General features: G+C 51.1%; 19 protein-coding genes. 6 read left to right on the plus strand and 13 right to left on the minus strand.

Going from position 1 to position 17491, the window contains the following annotated elements:
• Positions 1-7: 7 nt before the first annotated feature.
• From XMA127_RS10675 to XMA127_RS10685, 3 genes are read right to left on the minus strand one after another with little or no spacing between them, the layout of a single operon-like run.
• The gene (locus tag XMA127_RS10675; protein WP_254442848.1) at positions 8-544 is read right to left on the minus strand and encodes a DUF501 domain-containing protein; all 537 of its coding nucleotides are present in this window, start codon (positions 542-544) and stop codon (positions 8-10) included.
• Positions 519-2594 (minus strand): ATP-dependent DNA helicase RecG, encoded by a 2076-nt coding sequence (gene recG, locus XMA127_RS10680; RefSeq protein ID WP_173499188.1) that lies wholly within the window; start codon positions 2592-2594, stop codon positions 519-521. Before recG ends, XMA127_RS10675 begins: the two co-directional genes overlap by 26 nt.
• Positions 2595-2600: 6 nt before the next feature.
• Positions 2601-3503 (minus strand): hydrogen peroxide-inducible genes activator, encoded by a 903-nt coding sequence (locus tag XMA127_RS10685; protein WP_173482624.1) that lies wholly within the window; start codon positions 3501-3503, stop codon positions 2601-2603.
• Positions 3504-3549: 46 nt separating this feature from the next.
• Between XMA127_RS10685 and XMA127_RS10690 the strand changes: the two genes are divergently transcribed.
• A complete protein-coding gene (locus XMA127_RS10690) occupies positions 3550-4404 on the plus strand; it encodes an NAD-dependent epimerase/dehydratase family protein (RefSeq protein WP_173482625.1) in 855 nt (284 codons plus the stop codon).
• Positions 4405-4410: 6 nt separating this feature from the next.
• On the opposite strand, the gene hemB is transcribed toward XMA127_RS10690, so the two are convergent.
• From hemB to radC, 8 genes are all read right to left on the minus strand, one after another.
• Positions 4411-5427 (minus strand): porphobilinogen synthase, encoded by a 1017-nt coding sequence (gene hemB / locus XMA127_RS10695; protein ID WP_371731467.1) that lies wholly within the window; start codon positions 5425-5427, stop codon positions 4411-4413.
• A gap of 346 nt (positions 5428-5773) precedes the next feature.
• Positions 5774-6658 (minus strand): alpha/beta hydrolase, encoded by an 885-nt coding sequence (locus XMA127_RS10700; RefSeq protein ID WP_173481879.1) that lies wholly within the window; start codon positions 6656-6658, stop codon positions 5774-5776.
• On the minus strand, positions 6658-7470 hold the full coding sequence (mutM, locus tag XMA127_RS10705) for a bifunctional DNA-formamidopyrimidine glycosylase/DNA-(apurinic or apyrimidinic site) lyase (RefSeq protein WP_173481878.1): 813 nt from the start codon (positions 7468-7470) through the stop codon (positions 6658-6660). The genes XMA127_RS10700 and mutM overlap by 1 nt, the downstream gene beginning before the upstream one ends.
• Complete coding sequence (locus tag XMA127_RS10710; protein ID WP_173481877.1) at positions 7471-8349, minus strand: DMT family transporter; 879 nt, start codon at positions 8347-8349, stop codon at positions 7471-7473. It lies immediately after the preceding gene.
• A gap of 88 nt (positions 8350-8437) precedes the next feature.
• Positions 8438-8605, minus strand: a complete 168-nt coding sequence (gene rpmG, locus XMA127_RS10715) for a 50S ribosomal protein L33 (protein WP_027854336.1) — start codon at positions 8603-8605, stop codon at positions 8438-8440.
• Positions 8606-8622: 17 nt separating this feature from the next.
• Positions 8623-8859 (minus strand): 50S ribosomal protein L28, encoded by a 237-nt coding sequence (gene rpmB, locus XMA127_RS10720; protein WP_173481876.1) that lies wholly within the window; start codon positions 8857-8859, stop codon positions 8623-8625.
• Between the two features lie 657 nt (positions 8860-9516).
• A complete protein-coding gene (locus XMA127_RS10725; protein ID WP_173481875.1) occupies positions 9517-9951 on the minus strand; it encodes a transposase in 435 nt (144 codons plus the stop codon).
• 317 nt (positions 9952-10268) lie between these two features.
• Positions 10269-10943 carry a DNA repair protein RadC gene (radC, locus tag XMA127_RS10730; protein WP_173481874.1) on the minus strand — a complete coding sequence of 225 codons (675 nt, stop codon included), beginning with the start codon at positions 10941-10943 and terminating at the stop codon, positions 10269-10271.
• A 99-nt stretch (positions 10944-11042) separates the two neighbouring features.
• Here radC and coaBC point away from each other — a divergent pair, with 99 nt between their 5' ends.
• The 5 genes from coaBC to XMA127_RS10755 are packed head-to-tail and all read left to right on the plus strand — an operon-like array spanning position 11043 to position 15422.
• Complete coding sequence (coaBC, locus tag XMA127_RS10735) at positions 11043-12239, plus strand: bifunctional phosphopantothenoylcysteine decarboxylase/phosphopantothenate--cysteine ligase CoaBC (protein WP_173482628.1); 1197 nt, start codon at positions 11043-11045, stop codon at positions 12237-12239.
• A 1-nt stretch (position 12240) separates the two neighbouring features.
• Positions 12241-12696 carry a dUTP diphosphatase gene (gene dut, locus XMA127_RS10740; RefSeq protein ID WP_173499189.1) on the plus strand — a complete coding sequence of 152 codons (456 nt, stop codon included), beginning with the start codon at positions 12241-12243 and terminating at the stop codon, positions 12694-12696.
• A gap of 31 nt (positions 12697-12727) precedes the next feature.
• On the plus strand, positions 12728-13642 hold the full coding sequence (argB, locus tag XMA127_RS10745) for an acetylglutamate kinase (protein ID WP_173481871.1): 915 nt from the start codon (positions 12728-12730) through the stop codon (positions 13640-13642).
• Entirely contained in the window at positions 13639-14238 is a 600-nt protein-coding gene (gene slmA / locus XMA127_RS10750; RefSeq protein WP_173481870.1) for a nucleoid occlusion factor SlmA, read from the plus strand. Before argB ends, slmA begins: the two co-directional genes overlap by 4 nt.
• A complete protein-coding gene (locus XMA127_RS10755) occupies positions 14238-15422 on the plus strand; it encodes an MFS transporter (RefSeq protein WP_173484171.1) in 1185 nt (394 codons plus the stop codon). The genes slmA and XMA127_RS10755 overlap by 1 nt, the downstream gene beginning before the upstream one ends.
• Here XMA127_RS10755 and XMA127_RS10760 read toward each other — a convergent pair.
• Together XMA127_RS10760 and XMA127_RS10765 are read right to left on the minus strand one after the other, a co-directional pair.
• A complete protein-coding gene (locus XMA127_RS10760) occupies positions 15419-16186 on the minus strand; it encodes a 3',5'-cyclic-nucleotide phosphodiesterase (RefSeq protein ID WP_173506907.1) in 768 nt (255 codons plus the stop codon). The genes XMA127_RS10755 and XMA127_RS10760 overlap by 4 nt on opposite strands.
• Positions 16187-16196: 10 nt before the next feature.
• Entirely contained in the window at positions 16197-17471 is a 1275-nt protein-coding gene (locus XMA127_RS10765) for a S41 family peptidase (RefSeq protein ID WP_173484173.1), read from the minus strand.
• Positions 17472-17491 lie beyond the last annotated feature (20 nt).

A 17491-nucleotide genomic window follows, 5' to 3' on the forward strand; every position in this document is an offset into this window, starting at 1 on the left:
GATTAACCTAAAACTCCGGCGCCAGCTCGTTCATCTGAAACTCTTGATCAAGACGCTGGCCAACCACATTGGGCTCCACCAAGTGGTAGGCGTAGTTCATGTGCAGACAACGAACTTTGTCCCAGTTAGCAATACCGCCAATGCCTACCTCGTTGAACATCTTAGTGAACCCAAGAGTTTCGATTCGCTGTCTGTCCTCCGGACGCATCAGTTCCCAGCGGCGCTCCATGTAGTGTTTCTGCTGCGCCATGTAGGTATCACGAAGCTCTGCATCCTCTTGCAGCTCCTCCTCAAAACGCTTAATCCAGCCCGTCATCTCGACACGACTGATCTCAACACTTAAATCCTTACTGCTCAGCCAATAGAGGGTTGGGAAAGGCTTATCATCGATCAGGCTTCGCATCTGTAACACCAATGGCACACCACTAGGGGTTTGTGCCGCTATCGCCTCGATACCGCGAGGCTCGCGACCGATCTGCTGGCGTACTATTTGAAGCTGTCTCTCTGTTGGTTGCATCTTAAACCTGTGCGTATTGATCAGCATTGAGGATCCATCGATCACACAGCTGACGGGTTAATTCTGTTGATGTCTCTATGCGCTCTGCTGTCTGCTGGACACTGTCGAGCATGTCAGCGTCACGTTGCAGATCGGCGATTCTGAAACTCATCATGCCTGTCTGGCGGGTGCCTAACACCTCACCCGGGCCTCGCAACTCAAGATCACGCTCTGCAATACGGAAACCGTCACTGGTCTCACGCATGATTGCCAAACGGTCGCGACCCTGCTGCGAAAGAGGCGCATGATACATCAAAACACAAAAACTCTCTCGCGACCCTCGACCTACACGGCCGCGTAACTGATGCAACTGTGATAATCCCAGTCGTTCGGGGTTCTCGATGATCATTAAACTCGAATTCGGAACGTCTACGCCGACCTCAATCACCGTCGTAGCCACCAAAAGATCCAACTCATGCGCTTTGAATTGCGCCATCACATCCGCTTTTTCGGCCGGTTTCAGACGACCATGCACCAGACCAATTCTAAGATCGGGCAGAGCCTCGCGCAGCTCTTCGGCAGTCGTTTCGGCTGCCTGACACTGCAGCGCTTCGGACTCCTCTACCAGCGTACAGACCCAATAGGCCTGCAGGCCCTGTTTGCAGTTCTGTTCAACGCGCTCAACCACTCGATCGCGACGACTGTCATCAATCACGACCGTTTGCACTGGCGTTCGGCCCGGTGGTAGCTCATCGATGATGGAGCAGTCCAGGTCAGCGTAAGCACTCATTGCTAGTGTACGAGGGATGGGGGTAGCGGTCATTATGAGCTGATGAGGTATTTTACCGTCATTTCGCCCCTTTTCACGCAAACTTAGCCTCTGATCGACGCCAAATCGATGCTGCTCATCAATCACAACCATCGCCAGATCATGGAAGGCGACCTCATTTTGAAACAGGGCGTGGGTTCCGACAACCACCTGAGCCTCACCACCACTGATCTCAGCTAATGCCGCTTCCCGTGCTTTACCTTTTACCTTACCCGCCAACCACGAGACCTTAATCCCAAGCGGCTCCAGCCAACTTTTAAAGTTGATTAGATGCTGTTCGGCCAGAATTTCTGTCGGAGCCATAACCGCCGCTTGTTTGCCGTTTTCAACCGCTTGTAACGCGGCCAATACAGCAATCATGGTCTTACCTGAGCCCACATCACCCTGCACCAACCGCAACATCGGCAAAGGGCGCCCCATATCACGGGCCACCTCTCGTGCCACACGAAGCTGAGCCTCTGTAAGTGAAAAAGGCAGCCGATCTAGAAACGGCAGCGTGAGTCGACCCGTCGATTTCAGCGCTGGCGCACCTTGCGTCTGCATCTGATGACGTACCACGCGAAGCGATAGGTTATGTGCCAATAACTCTTCGAAAGCTAAGCGTCTCTGCGCTGGATGCTGCCCTTCAAGTAGCGACTCCAAATCCACACCAACAGGAGGCTGGTGAAGAAAGCGCACGGCATCGGTTAGTGAGGGGTAATGGTTGCGCGCTAGCTCAGAGTCCGGCAGCAACTCATCTAAGGGTTCAGAACCTAAAGCGGAGAGTGCCTGCCCTACCAGGCTTCTAAGGCGCGGTTGAGTCAAACCTTCAGTCAATGGATAGATTGGGGTCAGCGTCTCTTCCAACTGATCAAAGCCATCGCCCTTCATCAGCTTGTACTCGGGATGAATCAGTTCTAAACCATTTGCACCAGGGCGCACCTCGCCAAAACAGCGAATATCCGCATTGATCAAGCCGCTCTTTTGCGCAGCGCTGAAGTGGAAAAAACGCAGAGTTAGGGTACCAGTGCCATCCTGAATACGGCAGACCAGGCTTCGGCGGCGCCCCATCACGATGTCACACGCGATTACACGCGCCTCAACCACCACCTCATCACCGGGGCGCATCGCTCCTATCGCAGTGATGCGCGTTCGATCTTGGTAGCGCAACGGCAAGTGAAACAGCAGATCCTGAAAGTTATGAATACCTAGATTGCCAAGTTTGGACGCTAGCGCAGCGCCAACACCCTTTAGCTCAGTGACCTTTCGATGGGCTACCTGAGAAGACACGGCCAGTTAACTATCCAACGCTCGGCACTTAGCGATGGCATCAACCAACACATCAATCGCCTGTGGACGAGGGAAGCTGGCACGCCAAGCAACAGCAACCGATCGCATCGGTTTGGGATCATTGAACGGCACAATATCAACCAACGCATTGGAGGGGTGGTTCGCTAAAGCCGACTCTGGTAACACGCTGGTTCCTAAGCCAGAGGCGACCATCATACGAATGGTCTCTAGTGAACTGCCTTCAGTGACTCTGTGTTGATCATGGAACGACTGATTCAAGCTTGGGCAGGCCTCCAGTACCTGATCCCTGAAACAGTGCCCCTCACCTAGCAGCAGCATATCCAGCTCGTTCAACTTCTGAGAGTCCACTGAGCCCGCTTTGCTCAGCTCATGCCCTTTTGGAGTAATTAAACTGAAGGTCTCATCATAAACCGCCCGAGTCAGCACATCGGGCTCATGGAAAGGCAACGCGATGATGATCGCATCCAACTCACCAGTGCGTATTTTGCTTCGAAGAACTTCGGTCAAATTCTCCTCGATGTAGAGAGGCATTTGCGGAGCAATCTGCTGAACTTCGGGAATTAGACGAGGGAAAAGGTAGGGACCGATGGTGTAAATCGCACCCACACGTAACGGGGTAGCCAGCTGATCTTTACCTTCACGGGAGAGCTCTTTAATCGCTTCAGCCTGCTCTAATACGCGCTGTGCTTGACGCACTACTTTGTCACCTATGGGCGTCACGCGTACGGCGTTTTTACTGCGTTCAAACAACGCGACACCGAGCTCATCTTCCAGCTTTTTAACGGCGATAGAGAGCGTCGGCTGACTGACAAAGCATTTTTCGGCGGCATGGCCGAAGTGCTGTTCACGAGCTAGCGTGACGATGTAGCGAAGTTCTGTAAGCGTCATTTTCGATCCTCTGGTAATCTTTAACGACTAAAGGGAGAACACTACCGTGTCGAAACGTTTTCTAATCATTGGCTGTGGTGACTTGGGCAATACCATTGCAACCAAGCTCATCAGTCAACAACATAAGGTCTATGGTCTTAGACGTAATATAGACCAGCTATCGGAAGGCGTACAACCAATAGCGTGCGACTTTTATGAAATTGAAAATCTCCCGCCCCTTCCAGAAGTCGATTACGTCATCTTCTCGGCCGCCGCAAAATCACGCGATATTGAGCACTACCGACAGATATACGTCGATGCCCCGGCTGCCATATTAAAAGCACTGCCAACTGCACCGATACGCTCTTTTGTGGTTAGCTCAACCGGCGTCTATGCTCAAAACCGTGGTGAGTGGATTGATGAATTCAGCGCTGCTGAACCTAACACGGCGCACTCCGTTCTACTTTTGGAAGGCGAATCACAGTTTAAACAGCGATCAGCTTGCACCCTGATCCGCAGCAGCGGCATATACGGCCCTGGCCGTACCCACCTTCTAAAACGCATCCTCAGTGGAACCATTGCGTTAGAGACGCCGACTCATTTTAGCAATCGTATACACAGTGACGACTTGGCCGATTTTGTTGTGCACTTAATTGGCAAAGCGATCGACCAACAACCACTGAAAGAACTCTATTTAGCCAGCGACGGTCACCCAGCACCGATTCATGAGATTACCAAGTGGCTTGCAGAGCAACTGGGCGTGGCAGCCCATCATCAGGAGCCGATACAGCGTGGCGGGAATAAACGCATCGCTAACAGAGCGATGAGGGAGAGTGGCTTTGTCTGTCGATACCAGGACTACAAAGCCGGATTTGCGCCTCTGCTGGATGATTTCAAATCGCAACAGAGGCAGATCACTTAACAGCGGTTAAGCCTTCGATTTAAGCAGGCGTGCCGCTTTAACGGCAAAGTAGGTCAAGATGCCATCGGCACCTGCTCGTTTGAATGCCAGCAGTGACTCCATCATCACCGACTCCTCATCCAACCAGCCATTTTGAAACGCCGCCATGTGCATCGCATATTCGCCGCTCACTTGGTAAGCATAGGTAGGCACACGTAGCTCAGTTTTCACACGGCGCACGATATCAAGATAGGGCATACCCGGTTTTACCATCACCATATCAGCACCCTCAGCTAGATCGAGAGCAACCTCGTGCAGGGCTTCATCGCTGTTAGCAGGGTCCATCTGGTAGCTGTATTTATTGCCTTTGCCAAGATTACCGGCAGAGCCTACTGCGTCACGGAAAGGACCGTAGTAAGCACTTGCATACTTGGCAGAGTAGGCAAGGATGCGAGTATTGACATGACCACCGGCCTCTAGCGCTTCACGGATCGCCTGAATACGGCCATCCATCATATCACTCGGGGCCACCACATCAGCGCCCGCTTCAGCGTGTGAGAGCGCCTGCTTCACCAATACATCAACAGTGATGTCATTGAGTACGTAACCCTCTTCATCGATGATGCCGTCCTGTCCATGGGTAGTAAATGGATCCAACGCAACGTCAGTAATCACACCCAGTTCTGGTAATTTTGCTTTGATCGCTCGCACGGCACGCTGTGCCAAACCCTCTGGATTGAATGCCTCTTCGGCCATTTCAGACTTAGCGGATGCAGGTGTGACTGGGAATAGAGCCACGGCAGGAATACCTAGTTCATAAGCTTCCTGACAGGCATCAACAAGCAGATCAATGCTGAGTCGCTCAACACCCGGCATAGAGGGGACCGTTTCACGCTCACCTTCGCCCTCAATCACAAACATTGGGTAGATCAGATCTTGGGCTGTCAGCTGGTTCTCACGCATCAAATCACGAGAGAAAGTGCTAGCACGCATACGACGCATGCGAGTGAGTGGAAAAATGCGTTGGCTAGGATCGAATGCCACGAGACACCTCATTAGTAGATGATTTTTAACAAGTATAACGCTCAAGATGGCGGCAAGACTAACCCGCCGACCAACAAATCGACACAAAAATGGCTTTGGTTATTTACATATAACTAAATAATATCTAAATAACCTCTTTTTAGCTGTTATGACTATATACAAACCCTATCTCAATCCCTAAAGTACGCACCACGGAATAACTGAGGTCATGGATTGACCCGGTGAGACCAAGGATTGGTTTCAATGGAAGTAAAGCAACACAGGGACATCGCAGGACGCGACTAGGTTGCAAGGAAAGTCTTCCAACAGGGCGTGCCATGGAGTGGCCGCCCTATTTTTTTGCCTGCTATTTGCCCAACAGCAATGCGATGCGATGCGCCAGATCCTCGGGATCATCCCAGGGCATCATATGCCCAGCCCCTTCAATGAACTCCAAATGCATCGGCTGCTTAATCCTATTAGCCACACGTAGCGCATACTCTTTGGATAACACCTCATCATGATCACCTTGCAGATTGATCAATGTAAATGGGAACACCGAATCAGCAATCCCAGCTTGATGGGTAAACAGTGAAGCAAGCGTTGCCAGAGGGTAGTCAAAGATAATCAATGGATCGTCATTGATGTAGGGCCCTGCGGGGTGATCACCCAGAAGCGACTCAAAATCGATAAAGCTCTTAAGTGGCAGGCGCATATTGGGAAACCACAGAGCGCTGAAGCGAGTCCAGCTCCAACCCAAGGCATACATCATATCGGGAGGCTCTTGCCCTAACAGCAGCGTGGTACAGAGCACCGATTGAATGCGCTGATCTAGCTCAGCCAACGCAACCGCCGTGACAGCCCCTATCGAGTAACCATAGACGGACCATGGACCGGTAAAGCGGGATTCAAGGGCATTCAGCACATGGGAAAGGTGATGCTGGAACTGTTCAACAGTATATCGACCGCGATTACCTGCAGAGTAGCCGTGTCCCGGAGGATCGACCGCAATCACATTAAAACCCTGCTGATTAAGGGCTACAGCTAATTCAGCATAGAGCTCGACATAGGTGCCGATCCCTGCGAGAAACAGAATATTGGGGGCGCTGTGCGAGACAGGGTAGATCTCGACATTAATGCTGGCATCCAATCGCCACACTTCACGATGTGTCAGCGCATCCGAAATACCCAACCCCTGACGACGAGCCTTCTGCTCTACCGTCTCAACGGGGAACGCCTGCCTAAAGCTCATTAACGCTGACACCTAGGACAAAATACCGTCGCCCGTTGACCCTGACGAATCTCTTTAAGCGTCGAGCCACAGGATTTACAGGCCTCACCGCCTCGACCGTAGACCGAGAGCTCTTGCGCAAAATAACCTGGCTTGCCGTCACTGGAGAGGAAATCCCTTAAGGTAGTACCACCGCGCGTGATGGCGTACTCAAGCACGCTCTTAATCTCGCCGACCAAACGCTCATAACGCTGTTTTGACACCTTACCCGCCGGCTTACGCGGATCGATACCCGCTCTAAAGAGAGACTCATTAGCATAAATGTTGCCAACACCGACGACGACTTCAGAGGTCATGATGAACTGCTTGATGGCTAGAGAGCGATTACGTGACGCCTTAAACAGATAATCCACGTTAAATGCATCGGACAGAGGCTCTGGGCCTAGCTTCTCCAATAACTTGTGCGTCTCACCTTTGGGTTGCCAGAGCACAGAACCGAAACGGCGAGGATCGGTTAGGCGCACCAACAAGCCATTTTCCATCACGAGATCCACATGATCATGTTTGGCCGGTTCTGTTCCTTTGGGAAGAACTCTCAAGCTACCTGACATACCCAAGTGCACCATGAGATCGCCCTCATCAAAACGTATCAGGATATATTTTCCTCGACGTTCGACGCTATTAACCTTTTTTTCAACGATGTTTTTAGGAATTTCACTAGGCACAGACCAACGCAAACGAGGCTCACGCACCACAAAATCGGCCACACGCTGCTGATCAATGTGCGGCTCTATGCCTCGTCGTGTTGTCTCTACTTCGGGTAACTCTGGCACTTAACTCACCTTAGCCGCACGTTGGGTTAAAAAGACACCTAGCACCGTCACAGCCACACCCACCAAGGTTAGCATCGACAGACGCTCATCAAACAGATACCAAGCTTCTAGCGCTGTTGCGGGCGGAACAAGATAGAAATAGCTGGCTACTTTGGCTGACTCACCTTCACGAATCATCAACATCAATAGCAAAATAGCAGAGAGCGACAGACCAAGCACCAACCAGGTCAACGCGCCAATTAACTCAATGTGCCAAACCACCTCTTGAGTCTCAAAAGCGAAGGTTAAAGCGCCCATGATAATCGCCGTCATCACGTATTGAATGAACGATCCAGTAAGAAGATCCGCCCCCCCACCAAAACGTTTCTGATAGAGAGTGCCAATAGAGATCGCAAAGAGTGCCACCAAGGCGGCCGTGATCGCTCCCGCCGTAAGGGTAATCTCCTCATCCGCCACACCTGACCAGAGCACTGTCACGACGCCGATCAAGCCAAGCCACAACCCAACCCAACCCATAGGGCTCAACTTCGACTTGAGCCATATCTGTGAGATAAAGGCGGTCAGTAGCGGCTGCAGACCGACAATAATCGCCGTTACACCGGCCGGCATATCCAACTTGATGGCTGCAAATACGCCACCCAAATAGCCTGCATGAATCAACGATCCCGTAACCAACTGATGTTTAGCGACATCCCAGCTCGGCCAACGTCCACGGAAGATCTGAATCAATAAAAAGAAGACCGCCAACGTGAACAGCATACGGATAAATAGGTAGTTAAACGGTTCAATATAGGGCAAACCGTATCGAGCACCGATAAAGCCGGTGCTCCAAAGCAGAACAAATGCAAAAGGTACAACACTCATCCATGACTTAGTCATGCGAACATCCTTAAATGGGTAAACGCTGGGCAAAAAAATACCCGCATCAGTGTAACCGAATGCGGGTATCTTTGGGATGCTGTATCAATTACTTGATCTTAGCTTCCTTGTAGATAACGTGCTTACGAACAACCGGATCGTATTTCTTGAATTCGAATTTGTCCGGAGTGTTACGCTTGTTCTTATCTGTAGTGTAGAAGTGACCAGTACCTGCAGAAGAGACTAGTCGGATCTTTTCGCGTGCGCCTTTAGCCATGACTTAGCTCCTTATGCTTAGACTTTGTTGCCATTTTTACGAACGTCAACAAGAACAGCGTCGATGCCTTTCTTGTCGATGATGCGCATACCTTTAGAAGATACGCGTAGACGAACGAATTTGTTTTCGCTCTCTACCCAAAAACGGTGCCAGTGCAGGTTTGGTAGGAAGCGACGACGTGTTTTACGTTGTGAGTGGGAAACGTTGTTTCCTGTTACTGGGGATTTGCCAGTAACCATACATACTCGAGACATTTTAAAACCTCAGTTAATAGTGTTTTCTTTTACTCTGTCAGATATTTATTGAATGCCACTTTCATAACGAAAACCTTGGCAATCTCAGGCGGAGCGTCCGAAAACGAGACAGAAATCCCGTACCAATGAGACAGAGGCGCGTGATATTACAGAAGAACCACCCCAAACGCCACCTTTTTGTCTGTTTTTTGTTCAATCTTAGGAGTGATGTGAGATCGTGGTTTTGCGGTTTTGTTCGCGGTTTTTAGATTTCGCGGTTTTTCGCTTCGCTCAAATTCGCTCCTACAACGCCACCCCGTAAGAACGAATTACCGCAGGTAAACCGTGACACATGATCGCAACCCCCACCCCGCAAGAACGAATTACCGCAGGTAAACCGTGACACATCATCGTAACCCACACCCCGTAGGAACGAATTGCCACAGGTAAACCGTGACAAATGATCGTAACCCACACCCCGTAGGAACGTATTACCGCAGGTAAACCGTGACACATCATCGTAACCCACACCCCGTAGGAACGAATTGCCGCAGGTAAACCGTGACACCCAATCGAAACCTCCACCCTGTAGGAACGAATTGCCGCAGGCAAACCGTGACACATCATCGTAACCCACACCCCGAAGAAACAAATTGCCGTAGGCAAACCGTGACACGTCTAATCAAGCCATATGGCATCCCAATGCGGATATTCTCTGACTGTTGTTACCAAACCCGCTCTTACTGGGTTCATCACAATGTATCTAGCAATACTCTCAATATCATCCGATCGCCTAATCGCTCGATCATAAAAGCCTTTTTCCCAGCTGATACCCTGACCTTTAACCAAACTCAGCTTAACTTTTCTCATCACATGTGAAATTGAACCTGAGTGTTCATTGAGTTGAATTAGCCAATGGAAATGATCGGGCATTATGACATAGGCCAGACTCTCAATCTGTTGACTGTGCAGGCATTTAACTAGAGATCGAGCCACATGAAAATCTTCAAAAAAGCACTGGCGCCCCAGCGTCACCGTGGTTAGATGATAAATCTGCCCTGGAATCGAAACACGGCCTTTTCTTAACGAACTGTAACCTGGTTTTTTAATCATGACTCATCCTTGAGTTATGTAATTTATGTTTGCGGTATTTGTTTGTGTTTTGCGATTTTATGCGCGGTTTTTTATTTTCGCGGTTTTTCGCTTCGCTCAAATTCGCTCCTACAACGCCACCCTGTAGGAACGAATTGCCGCAGGCAAACCGCGACACATCATCGCAACCCCCACCCTGTAGGAACGAATTGCCGCAGGTAAACCGTGACACATCATCACATCCCACACCCCGTAGGAACAAATTGCCACAGGCAAACCGCGACGCATCATCGCAACCCCCACCCTGTAGGAACGAATTGCCGTAGGCAAACCGTGACCTATAGCAGCCCCCGCTCTGCAAAGCTCATCGATTGGCTGCCCGCTATGATCAGATGATCGAGCACTTTGATGTCGATCAGAGCTAGCGCTTCTGAGATTCTTTGGGTAATGGTTTGATCGGCCATCGAGGGCTCGCAGACGCCTGAGGGGTGGTTATGGGCGAGGATAATGGCTGAGGCGTTGAGCGACAGCGCCGCTTCAACAATAACTCTGGGGTAGACCGCAGCCGCATTTAACGTACCAGAAAAGAGCACCTGCCATTTAATCACTCGATGCTGTGCATCCAGAAACAGACAGCCGAAGTGCTCTCGGCTGGCGCCGGCCAGCTCATGGCTAAGATAGGCCTTAACCGATTCCGGACTCTCGATCACCGAACGTTGTGCTATTTCACTGGCTAGGTAGCGTTTCCCCAGCTCCAGAGCTGCCTGAAGCAGAACGTACCGAGCAAGGCCGGCGCCGGCCAAATCGATAAAGCTTTCACACTCTCTATTGAGCAGTGCATTTAAGCTACCCGCTTGATCCAACCATTGACGGCCAAGATCGACGGCATTGCAGCCCGGTAACCCCTGCCCTACAAAAACGGCCAGGAGTTCAGCATCACTCAGCGCCGATGCGCCCTGTTGTAATAGCCTCTCACGCGGCCTCTCTGAACTTGGCCAATCCAAAATTTTCATATCACCTCCCTGTGATGAACGATATTTCGCTATACTCTGATCCCAGTATAGAAGATAATTCAATTTAAACATTGTCACTGTTTATAAGGCTTTCGAGGTATGCATAGACTTACTAACCGCCACATTTTGATCGGTATCACTGGCGGTATTGCAGCGTATAAAGCAGCTGAATTGACGCGTCTATTCAAAGGAGTCGGCGCGGATGTACGCGTTGTTCTAACGGACGCTGGTGCCGAGTTCATCACCCCGCTGACCCTGCAAGCGCTATCAGGCAACCCTGTGCATCAATCCCTGCTCGATCCGGAAGCTGAACAGGGCATGGGGCATATTGAACTGGCCCGTTGGGCGGATCTCATCATCGTAGCGCCAGCGACGGCTGACTTTATGGCTCGATTTGCAGGCGGCATGGCAAACGACTTGCTGACCACTCTCTGTCTGGCGACGGATGCCCCTATCGCGTTAGCGCCAGCAATGAACCAGGCTATGTGGCGTGACCCTCGCACCCAGCAGAACTTAGAGACGTTACTATCTCAAGGCGTCAATATATTTGGCCCAGGTTCGGGTGAGCAAGCTTGTGGTGATACGGGGCCTGGTCGCATGATTGAGCCCACTGAAATCCTAGCCAGTTGCGCCAATCTCATCGCGAACGGTCCGCTCAATGAGAAGAGCGTCGTGATCACCGCCGGTCCTACCCGTGAAGCGATCGACCCAGTTCGTTTCATCTCGAATCACAGCTCAGGCAAAATGGGATTCGAGCTGGCTGCTGCAGCTGCTAAAGCGGGCGCCAAAGTCACCTTGATCGCGGGACCTGTATCACTACCAACGCCAAAAGGGGTTCGACGCGTTGATGTCGAGTCAGCAGAGCAGATGCTTGAAGCCGCTTTGATTGCGTCAGAACAGGCGGACATCTTCATTGGCGCCGCCGCTGTGGCCGATTACCGTCCGCAACTGGTCGCAGAGCAGAAGATCAAGAAAGGGGCCGAAGAGGTGATGGAGATTCTATTAACCAAGAATCCAGACATCATCGCTACCATTGCCGCGCAACCTGAGCGCCCACTGATGATTGGCTTCGCTGCTGAGACTGAAAATCTTGTTGAGTACGCTCGCAGCAAACTGGTTCGCAAAGGGCTGGATCTGGTGATTGCTAACGATGTTTCGCAAGCCGATATTGGTTTTAATGCTGATCAGAATGAAGTCATTCTGGTCGGACCTAACGGCGAGCTTCCTCTACCCAAAGCCGGTAAGAGCGAATTGGCCGAACAACTCATTTCACACATTTCACAATTGATGGATTGATATGCAAAAGCTACAAGTAAAAATCCTAGATAAGCGCCTAGGTGACTCGATTCCCATGCCAACTTACGCCACCACAGGATCAGCGGGTCTGGATCTACGTGCCTGTGCTGAAGCACCGCTGACTCTAGAGCCAGGCCAAACCGAACTTATTCCGACTGGCATGTCGATCTTTATTGAGGACCCTAGCCTCTGTGCGATGATTCTTCCACGTTCTGGCTTGGGACATAAACACGGCATCGTGCTTGGCAACCTGGTTGGTTTGATCGATTCTGACTACCAGGGCCAGCTATTTGTATCGTGCTGGAACCGTGGTCAAACCACTTTCACAGTTGAGCCAGGCGAGCGCATCGCACAGTTAGTTTTGGTTCCTGTGGTTCAAGCTGATTTTGAATTTGTTGAAGAATTTACTGAAACGGATCGCGGCGAAGGCGGCTTTGGCTCTTCGGGTCGTCACTAATTTTTATATTTGATTTAGAGGTTTTTTCACCATGCCATTAACACGCCAACAAGCGATCTCGACCGCCACCGTCCTTTCTGAAGCGCTTCCCTATATTCAACGCTTCGTCGGTAAAACCATCGTCGTTAAATACGGCGGCAACGCCATGACCGATGAGAAGCTAAAAGCCAGCTTTGCACGCGACATCGTTATGCTGAAACTGATTGGCCTGAACCCCATTGTTGTGCACGGTGGTGGCCCGCAGATTGGTGATCTACTCGACAAATTGAAGATCGAATCTCACTTCATTAATGGCATGCGTGTCACCGATACGGCAACCATGGATGTGGTTGAGATGGTTCTCGGCGGCATGGTCAACAAAGAGATTGTCGGCCTCATCAACTCCGCCGGCGGTAAAGCGATCGGCCTGACCGGTAAAGATGGCGACCTGCTTCGTGCACGTAAGCTGAAAGTGAAACACAAGACGCCTGAGATGGAAGCACCTGAGATCATCGATATCGGTCACGTCGGTGAAGTTGAGCGTGTTAACGTCAGCGTTCTAGAGATGCTGGTGGATTCGGACATCATTCCAGTCATCGCCCCAATCGGCGTAGGTGCTGACGGTGCCTCATACAACATCAATGCGGACCTAGTCGCGGGTAAAATTGCAGAGGTTCTTCAGGCAGAGAAACTGATCCTACTGACCAACATTGCAGGTTTGATGGACAAAGAGGGCGAAGTGTTAACAGGCCTCTCAACCCAACAGGTCGATGCTCTAATTGCCGACGGTACTATCTACGGCGGTATGTTGCCTAAAATCGACTGTGCATTGAGTGCGGTAAAATCAGGCGTGACTTCAGCGCACATCATCGACGGTCGTGTCGAGCACTCCTGCATGCTGGAGATCTTCACTGATGAAGGTGTCGGCACTCTGATCTCTAACAAATCGTTGAAGGTGGAAGCATGAGCGAGACCAAAATTTCACGACGCGACCAGATTCTCCAGGCACTCGCCCAGATGCTGGAGGTCAATCCAGGACAACGCATTACAACGGCGGCCCTTGCAAAAGATGTTGGGGTATCAGAAGCGGCTCTCTACCGCCACTTCCCAAGTAAAGCGCGCATGTTTGAAGGGCTAATCGAATTTATCGAACAGACCCTATTCACACGCATTAAGACCATCACACAATCCGATGTCAGCGCCGTTCGTCAGGTTGAGCAGATCATTACCCTGCTACTCGCCTTTTCAGAGCGCAACCCAGGAATGTGCCGACTGCTCGGTGGTGATGCGCTTTCGGGCGAAAATGAGCGTCTGCGCGGTCAAATTAATCAACTGTTCGAGCGTATCGAGACGCAAATTAAACAGACCTTACGCGAAGCCGAGTTGAAAGAGGGTATTCGCACCCAACTTCCAGCCGGCTCTACCGCCAACCTAATTTTGGCAACGGCTGAAGGTCGCATTCGCCAGTACGTTAGAACGGACTTCAAGAAACGCCCCACTGAGTTCTGGCCAGAACAGTGGTCCCGCATGTCGATCGGTCTCTTCAGAAGCCCATCGAACTGATGGGCAACAACTACTTCAAAGATCGCCTCAGCTTTTTTGCGGCGATCTTTGCCTTGATGCTGGCCGCGGCCAACCTTCGCGGCGGCCTAGTCGTTATCGGCCCACTAGTCGAAGATATTCGGTCGGACCTGGGGATTTCAGCTGCCGCGTTCGGCTTCTTGATGACACTGCCACTGCTCTGTTTTGCCTCATTCTCTCTGGTCGTGCCCTGGGTTGCTAACCGTTTAGCACCGATGAAAGTGGTGGCTCTGGCGCTGCTGACTCTTGGCATAGGCGCAGCGGCACGCCTCTTTGGCGACTACGGGATGATGGTCTCTGGCACGCTAGCACTGGGGGCCGGCATCGCCATTTTGAATGTACTGATTCCATCATTGGTTAAGGGACTCTTCCCAGAGAACGCGAGCTCACTGACCGGTGTCTATACACTGGTGCTAACCACAGGGGCCGCGTTTAGCTTCTACTCCGCGATCCCGATGCGAGATGCCTTTAATGATTGGCATGTGCCTATGATCGTTTGGGCCATCTTGCCGATCATTGCTCTATTGGTCTGGCTGCCGATGTTGCGGGTTAAGTTTAAACCGGCTGCACCGAACAGTGTCAGCAGCAGCGTTTGGCGTTTACCACGAGCTTGGTCTTTGGCCTCTTTCATGGGACTGCAGTCTATTCAGTTCTATGTATTAGCGACTTGGCTTCCACGCATCTTTATGGATGCAGGGTTAAGTGATGCAGAAGCAGGGCTGATGACCGCCATCTTCACCATGATCGGTATACCGGCGGCACTCCTAACCCCGATGATAGCGGCTAAGTTGCCAACGCAACGCAGCATTGTCGCGATCATCACCTTAATCGGCTTGGTGGGCGTTTTTGGAATATGGCTAGCGCCCATTGAAGGTCGCTACTTGTGGGTCGCTTGTTTAGGTACCTATGGTGGGGCTTCGCTCTCACTTGCGTTGGCTCTGATCGCGATGAAGTCGCATGATATGCGCCAAGCAACCGCTCTGTCAGCCATGGTCCAAGGGGTCGGTTATCTGCTCGCAAGCATCGCACCGAGTCTGATCGGCGCTCTTTACGACTGGCAACAAGCTTGGACACTGCCGATGCTCACGCTTGTCTTGCTGCTGATTGCACAAGCGGTGGCCGGTTGGCCAATCAGTGGCACCGGCAAGGTCGATGCAACGCGTTAAATATTGAAGGTTTCGATCTCCTGGCAGAGATCGAAGCTATGAGGCAGTGATTTAGACTGGTCAGAAAACTCTGCAATGATTTGATCTTCCGCCCCCGGTTTTAGATGCATGATGTGCACCTTGCTGGCCTCGTCTAATCTGGCCAAATCCTCAGCCAAAGTAACCGATGTATAGTGCTTACTGATTCCAGCCAGTTCGGCAGAGTCATTTCGGTAGGAGAGTTCTATGAAGATATCTGAGACCGGCTGCTGGTTCAGGGTTTGCCACACCAACTCGGTCGGTCCGGTATCACCAAAAAAGCAGAAAGCACCCTCTCCTTTGCTGATCCGGTAGGCAAAACTCGGCACCGTATGCGACAGAGGAATCGGCATCACCTGATAGCCGTTTAACTCCAATCTTTGTAAGGGCTCTAGCTCAAGATATTCAAGAACCGGGGTCTGCTCGTTGGGTATTTTTGAAAAGTCTGGCCAGATCACCCAGTTCAATATGTGCGCCTTAACCGCCTCTAACACCTCTTTAGGTGCCGCTAAGATAATTGGCTTGTGACGATGCTCAGAAAGAGAAGCGAGCATCATGGCGACGCCCGCTATGTGATCCATGTGGGCATGGGTCAGCAGCACCGTTTCGATTTGGTTCATCTGCGCTAAGCTAAGGAGACCAACCCCAGTGCCCCCATCTAAGAGTGTGCGCTCATCCAATAGAAAGCTGGTGGTGAACAGCCCCTCTGCCAAGCCTCCTGAACAACCTAAATTTCGAACCTTCATCACTGATCAATCATCGATTAAGGATGTTCAACGCTTTGAGCATAGTCAGCGCTTGATAGAGCTGGAAGTCATCACCGGCTAAATCGGACTGCACTGAGGATTGAACTGTCTCTTCTGACTCGTTCTCAAGGTGACCTGCCAAATCCACTTCGCGTACCTGATCTAGATTAGGGGCTTTGCGATCCAGCTGTAGGTCTTCGACCACCACATCAGGACTGATACCCTGCGCCTGAATGGATCGTCCATTGGGTGTAAAGTAGCGTGCCGTCGTAATTTTAACAGCACGATCTTCTGACAGCGGAACAACCGTTTGTACCGAGCCTTTACCAAAACTCTGGGTTCCCATAATTACGGCACGTTTTTGATCCTGCAGAGCCCCTGCGACGATCTCTGACGCCGATGCGGACCCACCATTAATCAGCACGATTAACGGTACATTACCGATCGCCACATCATCTGTGGCATTAAACTCCAACTCAGATCGAGCAATGCGGCCCTCTGTATAGACAATCAGACCTTCATCCAAGAATGCATCCGACACCGCAACAGCCGCCTGAAGCACGCCACCAGGGTTATTTCGCAGATCCAAGACAAGCCCTTTAAGCGCCTCATCTTTTTGCAGCTTAGCCAGAGCATCTAACAGATCCTGACCTGTATTAGCTTGAAACTCACTGATTCGCACATACCCAAAGCCAGGCTCTAACAGGCGACTTCTGACGCTTCGAATCTTGATTGCTGCACGAACCAACTCAACTTCAAAGGGGGCATCGACGCCTTCACGCATGATGGTGATGCGAATCGACTCACCAATTTTGCCGCGCATCAATTTCACTGCGTCACTGAGAGACATACCTTGAACCGGCGTATCACCCAATTTAGTGATGAGGTCACCCGCTTTGATACCGGCCTCTTGAGCAGGGGTATCGTCCAGCGGCGTAATGACATGTACAAAGCCATCCTTCATACCGACTTCGATGCCCAATCCACCGAACTCGCCGTTCGTGTGTTCTTGCAGGTTATCGAACGCCTCTTTAATCAAGTAGTCCGAGTGCGGATCTAAGCCACGTACCATGCCGGCAATGGCATCTTCTAATAACTGCTGATCAGTAACCGGTTCGACGTAACTCTTTTTGATACTGCTAAATACCTCCGCAAAACGGCGCAGCTCATCGAGTGGCAACTGATTCTCGGAGGACTCTTCACTGGTCTGTTCTATCGGGTAGGCAAAGACGTTCAATGATAAGAGGCTTGAAAGGAGCAGAAAGCTAACGGAACGGAACAACATAAAACCACCTATCACTGATT

Origin of the sequence: Marinobacterium sp. xm-a-127, from assembly GCF_013283425.1 — a bacterium.
In the GTDB taxonomy this organism is placed as follows: Bacteria; Pseudomonadota; Gammaproteobacteria; order Pseudomonadales; family Balneatricaceae; genus Marinobacterium_E.

Coding starts and splice junctions, on each gene's coding strand:
- argB (WP_173481871.1), top strand. CDS start 12,728: ATGCCATTAACACGCCAACAAGCGATCTCGACCGCCACCGTCCTTTCT.
- coaBC (WP_173482628.1), top strand. CDS start 11,043: ATGCATAGACTTACTAACCGCCACATTTTGATCGGTATCACTGGCGGT.
- XMA127_RS10725 (WP_173481875.1), bottom strand. CDS start 9,951: ATGATTAAAAAACCAGGTTACAGTTCGTTAAGAAAAGGCCGTGTTTCG.
- XMA127_RS10675 (WP_254442848.1), bottom strand. CDS start 544: ATGCTGATCAATACGCACAGGTTTAAGATGCAACCAACAGAGAGACAG.
- rpmG (WP_027854336.1), bottom strand. CDS start 8,605: ATGGCTAAAGGCGCACGCGAAAAGATCCGACTAGTCTCTTCTGCAGGT.
- rpmB (WP_173481876.1), bottom strand. CDS start 8,859: ATGTCTCGAGTATGTATGGTTACTGGCAAATCCCCAGTAACAGGAAAC.
- XMA127_RS10755 (WP_173484171.1), top strand. CDS start 14,238: ATGGGCAACAACTACTTCAAAGATCGCCTCAGCTTTTTTGCGGCGATC.
- XMA127_RS10700 (WP_173481879.1), bottom strand. CDS start 6,658: ATGAGCTTTAGGCAGGCGTTCCCCGTTGAGACGGTAGAGCAGAAGGCT.
- XMA127_RS10760 (WP_173506907.1), bottom strand. CDS start 16,186: ATGAAGGTTCGAAATTTAGGTTGTTCAGGAGGCTTGGCAGAGGGGCTG.
- XMA127_RS10685 (WP_173482624.1), bottom strand. CDS start 3,503: ATGACGCTTACAGAACTTCGCTACATCGTCACGCTAGCTCGTGAACAG.
- XMA127_RS10765 (WP_173484173.1), bottom strand. CDS start 17,471: ATGTTGTTCCGTTCCGTTAGCTTTCTGCTCCTTTCAAGCCTCTTATCA.
- slmA (WP_173481870.1), top strand. CDS start 13,639: ATGAGCGAGACCAAAATTTCACGACGCGACCAGATTCTCCAGGCACTC.
- XMA127_RS10710 (WP_173481877.1), bottom strand. CDS start 8,349: ATGACTAAGTCATGGATGAGTGTTGTACCTTTTGCATTTGTTCTGCTT.
- dut (WP_173499189.1), top strand. CDS start 12,241: ATGCAAAAGCTACAAGTAAAAATCCTAGATAAGCGCCTAGGTGACTCG.
- radC (WP_173481874.1), bottom strand. CDS start 10,943: ATGAAAATTTTGGATTGGCCAAGTTCAGAGAGGCCGCGTGAGAGGCTA.